Here is an 11,954-nt window from a genome sequence, read left to right as displayed (position 1 = left end):
TCGGCTCAACGCACGCCCGCGCCAGCCAGACTCTCCGGCGCCCAACGGTTCGCGGGAAGAGGATCGACGAACTTGAGGAAACCCTTTCCGAACAACCCGTTGATGGCGTATGAGCCGGCCACGAAGTCGTAGAAACCCTGGGTGTCGCCGTTCATGATGTTCGCGTCGTAACCGAAACCCAGATACGCGAAGGAGGCGCGATAAAGTTCTCCCCGGGCGTCGAACTGATCGGCAGCCACCACGAACCAGCTGTCCTCATCGATGTAGAAAGTGCGCTTCGCGTAGATGTGCCGCTTTCCGGGCTTGAGCGTCGCCTCGACGACCCACACGCGATGAAGCTCCCAGCGCACGAGATCCGGATTCAGGTGTTTCGGCGTCGTGATCTTTGCCATGTCCGGCTCGTACGTGAGGCGATAGCTGCTGTACGGCACGTACATCTCGCGTTTGCCGAGCAGTTTGAAATCGAAGCGATCCAGTGCCCCATTGAAGATACTGACGTCGTCATAGGTCGAGCCGCCCGCAGTCGCAGCATTCGGCGTGTCGTAGGCGATGTCCGGGGCGAGCTTGACGCGCCGCTGCCCGGGGAGGTATTGCCAGGCCCGGCGCGGCTGCTCCAGCGGGCTGACCGAATCGACGACCATCAGAGACTCGCCCGCCCGGCGAGCCGGGGCCTGGTAGGCCGCCCTGACGCGCCAGTACGGATCGTCACCCTTCATCACGGTATTGATCTTGGCGGGCGAATAGATCGGCCATTCATAATTGATTTCGCCCGACGTGGCGAGGCTCGCGACGCCGGCCGAGTCGACGTTCCACGAATCGTACTTCGCGAACATGCCGGTCCCCTGATAGCGGACCAGGTGATTCCACATCGCCTCGTTGCCTGTCTTCGGGATCGGGAACGGGACGCCCGGCAGCGCATTCTCGACCGCAAGGCCACCCTCGACCGCCTTTGCGTTCGCCGCGTTCTTCAGCGTGTTTTCCTGCAACTGCTTCGGCAACACGGCGGTACGATGGGTCGGATACACATCCATGCGGAACGTATTGTAGCGCTTCAGCAATTCCTTGGCGCCTTCGGTCAGTTTGTCGGCATGCTCGGCCATGTTCTTCGACGTGATCACCAGTCGCGGCTTTTCGTCGCCAAAAGGATCGGGACGAATGCCGCTATCCTTTTTGAAGGACGCGGGCGCGGCAATCGCGGTGCCACTGTATGCCGGGATCGTGCCCGCGCCGTTGGCCGCCTTTTCCGCGCCGACCGGCGTCAGCGATGAGCCCAATTGTCGCGCTTCATCGGCGCTGACCGTGGCCAGCGCCGAATTGGCAGAAACGGCAGCGGCAAGGCCGAACAAGATGGATTTCGAGAGTTTCATGTTGAATTCCTCCGTGGGGGTCAGAAGGTGGTCTTGAAGGTCAGGGAGACGAAGCCGCGGTCGCTGAGCAGCGCGTTCAGCCCTCTGTTCGACGCAATTGCCCCGGCAGCATTGCTCTTGTAGTCACCGAAGAAGTCGACGTACTTCAGGTCGATCCGGTACTTTTGATACACGTCCGCCGCCAAGCCAATCGAGTAGCTGCCGGCGCCTTCATTCCCGCCCGAACTGACCGCGGAGTTGCCGGAAAGACCGACCGAATAGGCGATGGGCGCAGACAGGTCCACGCCGGGCAGGACCTGAAACCACGTCGGGGTGAAGTTGACCGACAGGCCAAAGAAGTCCTTGCTGACCTTGTCGATGCCGGTGTAACTCGATCGACCCTTGAATACAGCCTCACCCTGCGTGACGCGCTCCCACCGGTTCCACTGAAGTTCGGTGACCCAGCTGGCGGAATCGAACAGCGGCGTGCGCGACATTGTCCCGAGCAGGTTGAACACACCGTGCCAGGTATCGCCCACGGCACCGCCGGTATTCCCCGAGCCCGGAAGCCCAACGATCGCGCCCGGCGTTGCAGCGGCGAGCACAGCTGATCCGCGCCCGGGCGCGAAGACGGTCACCACATCGCTCGCCAGCGGCATGTTCTGGCGATAGTTGATTTCCGCGCCGACGCTGACGCCGCCAACGTTCTTCGCCAGGCTCACGCCGAAGACGTCGACATCACCCGGATAGACGAGGCGATATTGGCCGATGATTCCCTTGCGCAGCTGCGCCGGCGTCGCAGCCGAAGGGTTGATGTAGCAGGTGGTCGCGGCAAGCGGCGTGAATCCCAATGCACCACAGGTCGCCGCACCCAAACTCGCCACGGCAGGCTGGATGTGAATCTGGGGCTGAATATCGGCCGTTCTGCGATAGTAGAGACCGACGGTACCGTCAAGCCACTGCGGACTCCAACGCGAAGACACCCCCCAGTCACCCTGCTTCTTCGGCTCTACGCTGCTTCCCCGCTCCAGGCGTCGCCCAGGCGCGGCGATGATGGACTCGCCCCCGTCGACGAGCATGTCGAAGCCGCCGAGAAACGATCCGGCCTCGGGGATCCGGAAAGGTTTCCAGTCGAGAAAGTACTGAAGGTTGAGGGACAATTCGGGGGTTGCCACGAGCTGTGCCGAAACGGCATTGCGCGGAAGGAGCAGTTCCTTTGCTTCCGTGCCGGGAACCGACAGCAACTTGCGCAAGTCGAGCGGCGCCTGACCGTAATTCACACCGTGGAATGGCGACAGCAGCGCTTCGCCCCAATACACCGTGTGCTTGCCGGCTTTCGCGCTCAGCGACATGTCGCCCAGATCCACGCTGCCGAACACGAACGCGTCCAGGATTTCCCCCGAGGGGCCCTTGTGAAAGCGCTTCGTGACGTCGCTCAATCCTGTGGCGGGCAAGCCATTCGACAGATGGTTCGAACTGGCCACATTGTCGTTGTCGAGCTGGCCGTATGCGTCGTCGTACCACCCCGCCGCACTGACACGGAACCCGGCAGCCTTGCGATACACGAAATCGAACTCCGTCAGGAGATCGACTCGACTGGAGACAGTGCCCTTGTCGAAGTTGCGGTCACCATCGTCAGCGTTTGGCGAAGCCAGAATCGTGGAGTTCTGACTTTCGACACGGTGCGCATAGTTGTAGCGAACCGTGTTGTCCCAGCGGATGCCGAGATCCGGATTGCCCGTATCGATCTCGAACGCGTGCGCGACACTCATCGTCGCGAGCGCGGACAGGACGGCGGCGGTGGTTGCGCAAACGCGCATCCCCAGACCGGCAGGAATGTTCTTCCTTACCATGTACTTCCTCCTTATCTATGGACTGGGGACTCCAACCGAGTCGATGCGGTACGAGCCCGACAACTCAATCTCTTATCGCCCACCGCCGGGCAGATGCGCCCCGACGAGATGTTCTTGTTGAGGTCAGAATAGGCGCGCGGTGCCTCCCCTCACCCCCCTATGTCGGGGGGGATGCGACAACGGAAAGAAATGGGTGCGACCGGAAAGGAGCGAGGCGGAATGCCGCGCCGTGGGCGTCGGCGGCGGCCCTCAGGCCACCGAATCCAGGATGCCGAGCATGCGTGCCCGACCGAGAAGATGCTTGCGGTTGGCAGCGTTGAGTTTTCCGAACAGGTTCTTCAGGTGCCACTTGACGGTCTCGTCGCCCACCCCGAGCGCCAGCGCGATTTCCTTGTTCGAAAGGTTCCCCGCAAGCAGTTGCAGTACTTCCCTTTCCTTCGGCGTCAGCAGTCCGGTCGGCGAAACGCGTGCAGACGCGAGCTGCCGGGACCGTGGAAGTGCCGCCACCGGCTCCGCAGAGCGCGCTTCGGGTGCGGCGCCGTCGTCGTGGCGCATCCTGCGAGCCCAATCGACGAGATCAGGATGGGTGTCGACCAGCACACGCTCGAGCCCACAGCTTTCTGCCCGACTCAACGCCTCCCGCAGGAGCAGGCCACCCTCCTCGCCGCAGCGCTTCATCGCCAGCGCCCGCAGCGCGGCAACCTGAATGCAGTCGCGGTCCCGCCGCAACTTTTCCGCAAGCGGACTGACGGCGTTGAGTTCGTTCAGAACCTTCTTCCAGTCGCGGCGCACGACGTCCGCGTAGGCGCGGGCAATTCCGATCTGCATGTCCATCAGTGGCCGCAGTATTCCTGCCCCTGCGAAGGTCTCGGACGCGGCATACCGCTCCATGCGCGACACCAGCGCCAGACAGGCCTCCTCGTGCGAGCGCAGGGCGTGCAGACGGATCTGTTCAGCCAGGCTCGCGATGCACAGGCGCGGCAGATTGCGCACCTCGCCCAATGCGTGCAGATGCTCGAGCAGATCAAAGGTCCGGCGCTCGATACCGCCAATCGCCGCGGCGCGCGCAGCACTGACATAGCCCGCGATGATGGCGTCGGGCGGCGCCCGCCTCTCGAGCACATCAAGCCGATTCGCCAGCAGCGCCGCCAACTCCTCGGTCTGGTCACGCTCCCAGAGCACGGCCGCGAGCGCTGAAGCCAGCATGACAGCGATCGGACCACGGCGTCCGCATGTTTCCTCGGCACGCGCGAGCGCTTCACGCAGCGCCTCTTCGGCAAGCACGACCTGGCCCTGCCAGAGATAGCTCATGCCGACCACCCATTCCGACCAACCGCGCGCGTAACCGCCTGCACCCAATGCATCCGCCTGCGGCAGCAGATGGATGCCATAGCGTGCCTGCTCCGGCATGCCTCGATACAGCGCAAGAATTGCACGCTGGTTGCCGCCGACGGTTCGCAGTACGGCAGGTTTCGACTGGAGAGAAGCGCTCCATGGCGCGACCAGCCGCTCCAGGCACTCCATATCATCAGCATAGAATGTGGCCGTGCCGCATATTTCGGCGCTCTCGCAGCGGTCACCGGGATCGGCCGACGGATCGTCCAGAATCGGACCGACCAGCTCGGCGGCCTCGGCGTGGCGATCGCTCATTGCCAATACCCATCCCACAGCCAGCCTGAGTCGGGGACGTTTTTCGACCTCTGCTCGCGGCAGGCGCTCCACCCATTCGGAAACGCGAGCAACCTCCCCTGTCAGCAGCACGTCATAGAGACAACGGGCGGCGAATTCGTAAGCCAGCTGCTCTCGGCCCGCCAGCAAAGCCTGCCGCGCCGCCGCCTCATACATCTGAAGCTCGGCAAGCCAACGCGCCGCGCGCTCGTGAGCGCTCGCCCGCTCCTCCTCCGATAGCGTAGCAAAGCGATCCTTCAGAAAGTCTCGCGCGAGCGGGTGGATGCGCAGCCATTCGCTGTCGACCCCGGCATGGAGGATCGGCGTCGCATCCTGCAGGCGCTCCAGCAGCTGTTTGCTGTCATTACGTCCGGTAATCGCATCGCACAAGTCGGGATGCACCGAATCGATGATCGAAATTCGGGTGAGAAAATCGGCCAGCTCGGCCGGCAGGCGTTCGATCAGGCATTCCACGAAATAGCGCTGAATGTCGCCGGTGCGAACGGAGAATGCGGTGATGGCGTCGCGCACGCTCACGCTCTTCTCGATGGTCGCCAGGGCAAGCTGCAGCCCGAGTGGCCAACCCTCGGTCAGCTCGTGCAAACGCACGCATGCGTCCGCTTCGGCACGAGCGCCGAAGCGCGCGCCCATGACCGCAATGGTTTCCTCGAGCCGGAACCGCATCGCCTCGGGACCGAGCATCACAAAACGGCCGTGCGCCAGCATGTTCCCTACTGCCAGGGCGAGCGGTTTTCGTGAGCTCAGAACGACTTTGAGATTGGCCGGCGAGTTGTGCAACAGGTACGTCAGCGATGAGTCGATCGTCGCCTGCGGCAAGTTGTGTACGTCATCGAGGAACAGCACGACCTCAACCCCCAGCCCGGCCACTTCGGCGAGCCAGCAGGTCAGCGTTTCAAGCCCTCCTTCGTCCGGCAGAGCCGTCGAGAGATTCTTCTGACGGAAATTTGCCCGTCCGCACGCGACGCCCATCGCCACCACGAGGCCCTGGACGAAGCGCATGCCATCGTCGCGCTCGTCGAGGGTCAGCCATACGGCAATGCCGCCGGTTTCCAGCGTTTCCCGACGCCATTGCGCCAGCAATGAGGTCTTGCCGAGTCCGGACGGGGCCTGGATGAGAATGACCGATTTGTCCGCAAACTCGGGCCCTGCAATGCTCAGGCGGGCGCGCGCCAGCAAGCCCTTTGACAAGCGCGGCGGCGTCGCCTTCAGCGTGAGTAACGGATCCTGGACCTGTGGACTCATGGAGTCCTCCTCCTTGCATCGCCTTCGATCGTTGCGAACATGATTCACGCAGACAGCGCTGCCGGCCACCCCCCCACACGCGGGGGGGCCAATGGAAAACCCATACCGCGGATCATGTGAGCACTCACGCAACTCGCGGAAAACTCCCGAGTGCGCCATAGAACGGGAGCCGCCCAATGAGTCAATTGTTTGGCCCGGTCCGCCAGATCGGATATGTCGTAAGGGACATCGAAGCGGCGATGAAGCACTGGACCGGGAACATGCACATCGGTCCGTTCTATTACGTACCGCGCGTGCCGTACATGGATTTCAGTCACGGCGACAGTCGTGCGACGCCGGAAATGAGTCTCGCAATCGCCTATTCCGGAAACACGCAGATCGAACTGCTGCAGCAACATGACGACACCCCGACGAGCTATCGGAAGTTTCTGATGAGCGGTCACGAAGGACTGCACCATATCGGTTTCTTCACCGGGCGCCTCGAGCATACCTTGCACCGCGCCACAGAGGCCGGACTGGAGGTCGAGCAATCGATCGTCACGTTTGATCAGGCGGGGGCGGCGGTCTATTTTCGCTCGAACGGACACGCTGGAACCGGACTCAAGCTGGTCGCGCTCCACGCAGGCAACGCCGATCTGTATCGGATGATCCAGGCCGAAGCAGAACGCTGGGACGGAAGCGGGCCGATCAGGTGTATCGAAGACTAGTCGGAACAGAGGTGACTTTGCGCCGTCACAGGGCGTTGAAGACGCCGAATATCGTCCGATACGAGAGAGTCAACATCCCGGCGCAAGCGAGCGCAAGCACGGCGCCGCGCATGATCTCCCACACCCACCACGCCCATCCGCGGGTATTCTTGTCGCCACTGCTGTCCATGTTCTCCACCCCCCTTTTGCACCGGAAATCGTGTTGCACCATTGCGCTCGGCGGGTCCGAAGGACATCCCAGTCGCCCCGGCGAGCCAGCCGAAAAAGGAAAGGGCGCCCTGCGTAAGGGCGCAGGAGAGGAGGAGTTGCCAATCGCATTGCGGGCGCCCTTTCAAGAAAGCCTGCGTGCTGCATACGGTGAATTTCCGGGTTGGCGATACCTTACCGGGAGGACTGCCTCCCTGCCCCCCTCGGCTCGGGGGGTGCAGCGATCGGCCCGGCTTTCGGCCGCAGCGCCGCCGGAGCCGCCGGTCAGGCCTGATGGCCGTCGTGCGCCCCGGTTACTCCGGTGTCCTGCCCATTGAGCGATTGAGCCGCCATGCCCAGCCAACCCTCCCCTCGCACCGCCATTCGCGCCGCCGTACTGGGCGGATTCGCCGAACTGGTACGCAAACTCGGCGGCGACCCGGCCGCACTGCTGACCCAGGCTGGCCTCGACGTCCGTGCGCTGATTGAACCCGACATGCTCATTGCCGGCGCAAACCTGATCCGGGTGCTGGAACTCGCCGCCATCGAGACATCCACGGAAGACTTTGGTTTGCGCCTCGCGCAAATGCACGGGATCGGCAACCTCGGCCCGATCGGGCTCCTGGCACGCGAGGAACCCGACGTCGGCACTGCGGTTAAGACGCTTATCAGCTTCTTCTACCTTCACAACCGGGCAGTTCACATACGGCTCGACGAAAGCGGCGCTCTCGCCGTCCTCACGATCTCGCTCGCCAGCGGGGAGCCCCGCGCGTGCCGCCAGGCAACGGAACTCATGATGGGGGCAACGGTTGGGGTGTTGCGAGCGTTCCTCGGCGCCGAATGGAGCCCTCTGCGCATCCACCTCGCACACGACGCACCGAAAAAGCGCGACACTCATCGCCGCTTCTTTCGCACCCTCGTCGAATTCAACCAGCCCACGAATGCGGTCCTGTGCCTCAAGGAGGACCTCAAGAGGCCGATAGGCTCATCCAACCCGGAATTCGAGCGCCACGTCCGACACTGGGTGGAATCTCTCGCGGCCCATACGCTATCGGAGCATGAGTTCGCCGCCGATGTCCGCCGCCTGATACCGGTCCTGCTGTCATCCGGTTGCTGCTCGGCCGACCGGCTTGCGAGCTACTACGGCATCGACCGTCGCACTGTCCACCGCAAACTGCAGCAGTCCGGACAGACCTTTTCGGAACTCGTGAACGCCGTGCGCCGCGACCTCGCCCGGCATCGCGTCACAGAAGCGCAACTGAACCTGGGAGAAATCGCCGACATGCTGGGCTTCGCCCACCTCAGCGGGTTCTCGCGATGGTTCCACGGCGAATTCGGCATGAGCCCGCGACAATGGCGCCTGAAACAGAACAAAGCACACCCCTGAGCTTCCGAACAGCTTCTTGAGGTGCCACTTGACCGTCCGGGAAAGACCCGATGAAGGGGAAGAAATGGGGCCGAAAGCAAGCTTTCCGCCCCATACGTGCTTACGGCAAGCGTGAGGAGCACGGCAACGCCCCCCGGAGCGGGAAGCCGTCGCCGGTACTGCAATCAGAAGAACCCTAGCTTCTGCTCGTTATAGCTGACCAGCAAATTCTTCGTCTGCTGATAATGATCAAGCATCATCCTATGGTTCTCGCGCCCGAAGCCTGACTCCTTGTAACCGCCGAAGGCGGCGTGCGCCGGATAGGCGTGGTAACAGTTGGTCCACACGCGACCGGCCTTGATCGCGCGGCCCATGCGATAGGCGACGTTACCATTGCGACTCCAGACGCCGGCGCCCAGCCCGTAGGGCGTGTCATTGGCAATAGCCAACGCGTCTGCCTCGTCCTTGAAGGTCGTCACCGCCAGCACCGGGCCGAAGATTTCCTCCTGGAACACCCGCATCCGGTTGTGCCCCTTGAACAGGGTCGGCTGCACGTAATAGCCGCCCGAAAACTCGCCCTCGACCCGCGCCGGGCCGCCACCGACCAGCACTTCGGCCCCCTCCTGGCGACCGACGTCGATGTAGGCCAGGATCTTCGCCATCTGCTCTTGCGAAGCTTGGGCGCCGACCATAGTCGTGATGTCCAGCGGATTCCCCTGCTTGATCGCGCGGACGCGGTCGAGACAGCGCTCGATGAAGGCATCGTAGATCGACTCCTGGATGAGTGCGCGCGACGGGCAGGAGCATACCTCTCCCTGGTTCAGCGCGAACATCACCAGGCCCTCGACGGCCTTGTCGAGGAAGCCATCGTCCGCGGCCATCACGTCCTCGAAGAAGATGTTCGGCGACTTGCCGCCCAGTTCCAGCGTCGTCGGGATCAGGTTGTTGGCGGCGGCCTGCGCTATCACGCGGCCGGTCGAGGTCGACCCGGTGAAGGCGATCTTTGCGATGCGCTTGGAGGTCGCCAGCGGCATGCCAGCCTCGCGGCCGAAGCCGTTGACCACGTTCAACACGCCCGGCGGCAGCAGGTCGGCAATCAGCTCGACCAGCACCAGGATGCTGATCGGGGTCGACTCGGCCGGCTTGAGCACGACGCAGTTGCCGGCGCCGAGCGCCGGGGCCAGCTTCCAGGCGGCCATCAGCAGCGGGAAGTTCCACGGGATGATCTGGCCGACGACGCCGAGCGGCTCATGGAAGTGATAGGCGACGGTGGTCTCGTCGATCTCCGACACCGAGCCTTCCTGCGCGCGAAGGCAGCCCGCGAAATAGCGGAACTGGTCTACGGCGAGCGGCAGGTCGGCGAAGAGCGATTCGCGGATCGGCTTACCGTTGTCGACGGTCTCGGCGTAGGCCAGCACTTCCAAGTTCTGCTCGATGCGGTCGGCGATCTTCAGCAGGATGCCGGCGCGTTCGGCGGCCGAGCTGCGGCCCCACTTGTCGGCGGCGGCATGCGCGACGTCGAGCGCCAGCTCCACGTCCTCGGCAGTCGAACGGGCAGCCATCGTGTACGGCTTGCCCGAAATCGGAGTGATGACACTGAAGTATTCGCCCCTCACCGGCGCAACCCACCTGCCACCGATGAAATTGTCGTACCTGGCCTTGTAGGCGGTCTTGGCACCGGCGGAGCCGGGTGGTGCATAAAGCATGTTTTCTCCTGACTGCAAATGGCCGACGACCATGGCGACACGCCTGTGCGTCGAACGGCTCCATTCTTGAACGTTGGCGGATTCGATGGTACGCATCATTTGCTGCTACAACGCCCACTCTCGATGAGGGGGGTACCGACGATTGCTGCTGACGATCTTGAGCGACAGACGGAGTTCGGAATGGGTCTGGCCGAGAAGGAGCAGCCGGCGAGAATCATCCGCACGCCTGCCCCGATGAAACCCCGCCGCCCTCGACAGCCCCTTGCCGCCATCATCGCCACCGGCGCCGGCGCCCCACTGATCTGCGACACGCGATTCACGCTGTTCATGCCGCAGTGGACGCTGGGTTTGCCATAACGCCCCCACAATCCGCCCGGCCGACCCACCAGCGGCGAGGGGGGACAACGCCGGCCGTCACTGCCAAGCTTGGATGCACAATCGCCGGACTCCTATCGCGCACGCAAGAACGCAGGCCGGCGGCAGATCGCATGTATCTTTTCAAGGAGACTCTAAAGATGAAGGTCGTGCAATTCACCGACGTCGGCTCGCCCCTCAAGCTCGCCGATGCACCGCGCCCGGTCGCCGGCCCCGGCGAACTGGTCTTCAAGGTCGCCGCGTGCGGCGTCTGCGCCTCCGACCTCCATGCCGCCGAAGTCCCCGGGATGCTGCAGGTCGGCAATGTCCTCGGCCACGAATACTCCGGCGTTGTCGCCGAGGTCGGCCCCGGCGTCGAGGGCTGGCTGCCCGGCGACCGCATGATCGCCATCCCGGTCCGGCCGTGCGGCGCCTGCGCCGCGTGCCGCAGCGCGCAGTACATGCAGTGCAGCGATCCGATGCTGCAAGGATTCGACCCGCGCCTGCCGGGGGCGTACGCCGAATACGCGAGCTGCCTCGCGGCGCTGGCGTTCAAGATTCCTGACGGCCTCGGCTCCGTCGACGCCGCCACCGTCGAGCCGCTCGCTGTCGGCCTCGGCGCCTGGAAGACGGCGCAGGTTCCGGACGGCGCCGACGTCATGATCGTCGGCGCCGGCATCATCGGCCTGTCGATCGCCAAGTGGGCGAAGTTCTTCGGCGCCGGTTGCGTCGGCGTCAGCGAAATGGTGCCGGCGCGGATGGAACGCGCGCGGCAGGTTGGCGCCGACGTCGTCATCGACGCGGGCGCCTGCGCCGACCCGGTCGCGGAATACGAGCGGCAGACCGGGCGCAAGCCTTCCGTCATCTTCGAATGCGTCGGCCGACCGATGATCGCCCGTCTGATCGCGATGGCCCCGATCGGCACGCACCTCGTGCTCGTCGGCACCGGCATGGAAAACGAGAGCTTCACCGTGTTGTCGGCGGCGATGAAGCGCCTGCGCATGACCTTCACGCTCGGCTACGAGCCGGCGGATTTCGGCTTTGTGCTGCAGATGCTGGGCAACGGCCGGATCACGAACGCGCCGATGGTCACCGCGACGATCGGCCTCGACGAACTGCCGGCGACATTCGAAGTGCTGCGCAAACCGAACGACCACTGCAAGGTCGTAGTCACGCCTTGAGGCGTGCCGTGCTCGGGGGCGGCGACGTGCTCGCAGAAGTCGTGCGACGCGTCGCTCGGCTTTTCCATCGAACTGCCGTGAATGGGGCCGGGCAAGCCCGACCGGGAACGGGGCTTCGCGCTGCGGCCGAACGACCCGCGCCGGCCGGCCGACGACCGGCAGGTTGTCGGCAAGGTCCGTATCGCCGCACCGCCGCAGCCCGCGTGGGGTGTGCTGACCGAGGAAAACGCAATGCGCCGCAGGATCGCTTTCGACTAGGTCCAGCACTGCCGCGACGGTTTCCCGAACCCCGACGGCTGCGGCTCAGAACGCCTGTGAGGAGGT

10 protein-coding genes are annotated in these 11,954 nt (G+C 64.0%); 5 read left to right on the top strand and 5 right to left on the bottom strand.

Features of this window, described 5'->3' with window-relative positions:
* Nucleotides 1-5: 5 nt before the first annotated feature.
* The 3 genes from AZKH_RS09675 to AZKH_RS09665 all read right to left on the bottom strand — a co-directional run bounded on the left by AZKH_RS09675 (nucleotide 6) and on the right by AZKH_RS09665 (nucleotide 6,130).
* Nucleotides 6-1,367, bottom strand: coding sequence for a DUF1329 domain-containing protein (locus tag AZKH_RS09675; protein WP_015435584.1), 1,362 nt, complete (start codon nucleotides 1,365-1,367; stop codon nucleotides 6-8).
* Between the two features lie 20 nt (nucleotides 1,368-1,387).
* The gene (locus AZKH_RS09670) at nucleotides 1,388-3,199 is read right to left on the bottom strand and encodes a DUF1302 domain-containing protein (protein ID WP_015435583.1); all 1,812 of its coding nucleotides are present in this window, start codon (nucleotides 3,197-3,199) and stop codon (nucleotides 1,388-1,390) included.
* 249 nt (nucleotides 3,200-3,448) lie between these two features.
* Nucleotides 3,449-6,130 (bottom strand): LuxR C-terminal-related transcriptional regulator, encoded by a 2,682-nt coding sequence (locus AZKH_RS09665; protein ID WP_015435582.1) that lies wholly within the window; start codon nucleotides 6,128-6,130, stop codon nucleotides 3,449-3,451.
* Nucleotides 6,131-6,306: 176 nt separating this feature from the next.
* Between AZKH_RS09665 and AZKH_RS09660 the strand changes: the two genes are divergently transcribed.
* Nucleotides 6,307-6,837: a VOC family protein gene (locus AZKH_RS09660; protein WP_015435581.1), complete on the top strand. Its 531-nt coding sequence runs from the start codon at nucleotides 6,307-6,309 to the stop codon at nucleotides 6,835-6,837.
* A 25-nt stretch (nucleotides 6,838-6,862) separates the two neighbouring features.
* Here the strand turns inward: AZKH_RS09660 and AZKH_RS09655 are convergent, their stop codons facing one another.
* Entirely contained in the window at nucleotides 6,863-7,006 is a 144-nt protein-coding gene (locus AZKH_RS09655) for a hypothetical protein (RefSeq protein WP_156822079.1), read from the bottom strand.
* 369 nt (nucleotides 7,007-7,375) lie between these two features.
* Here AZKH_RS09655 and AZKH_RS09650 point away from each other — a divergent pair, with 369 nt between their 5' ends.
* The gene (locus AZKH_RS09650) at nucleotides 7,376-8,410 is read left to right on the top strand and encodes an AraC family transcriptional regulator (RefSeq protein ID WP_015435579.1); all 1,035 of its coding nucleotides are present in this window, start codon (nucleotides 7,376-7,378) and stop codon (nucleotides 8,408-8,410) included.
* A gap of 164 nt (nucleotides 8,411-8,574) precedes the next feature.
* Here AZKH_RS09650 and AZKH_RS09645 read toward each other — a convergent pair whose 3' ends face one another.
* Complete coding sequence (locus tag AZKH_RS09645; RefSeq protein ID WP_041657149.1) at nucleotides 8,575-10,095, bottom strand: aldehyde dehydrogenase family protein; 1,521 nt, start codon at nucleotides 10,093-10,095, stop codon at nucleotides 8,575-8,577.
* A 180-nt stretch (nucleotides 10,096-10,275) separates the two neighbouring features.
* On the opposite strand from AZKH_RS09645, the gene AZKH_RS27255 reads away from it, so the two are divergent.
* The 3 genes from AZKH_RS27255 (at nucleotide 10,276) to AZKH_RS27250 (ending at nucleotide 11,888) form a co-directional block, all read left to right on the top strand.
* Nucleotides 10,276-10,452, top strand: coding sequence for a hypothetical protein (locus AZKH_RS27255; RefSeq protein WP_156822078.1), 177 nt, complete (start codon nucleotides 10,276-10,278; stop codon nucleotides 10,450-10,452).
* Between the two features lie 158 nt (nucleotides 10,453-10,610).
* A complete protein-coding gene (locus AZKH_RS09640) occupies nucleotides 10,611-11,630 on the top strand; it encodes an alcohol dehydrogenase catalytic domain-containing protein (RefSeq protein ID WP_015435576.1) in 1,020 nt (339 codons plus the stop codon).
* An 81-nt stretch (nucleotides 11,631-11,711) separates the two neighbouring features.
* Nucleotides 11,712-11,888, top strand: a complete 177-nt coding sequence (locus tag AZKH_RS27250) for a hypothetical protein (protein ID WP_015435575.1) — start codon at nucleotides 11,712-11,714, stop codon at nucleotides 11,886-11,888.
* The last annotated feature ends 66 nt before the right edge of the window (nucleotides 11,889-11,954 follow it).

The organism is Azoarcus sp. KH32C (assembly GCF_000349945.1).
Taxonomy (GTDB): Bacteria; Pseudomonadota; Gammaproteobacteria; order Burkholderiales; family Rhodocyclaceae; genus Aromatoleum.
The sequence above is the reverse complement of the archived record's forward strand: the minus strand, read 5'-3'. Positions and strand labels throughout refer to the sequence as shown.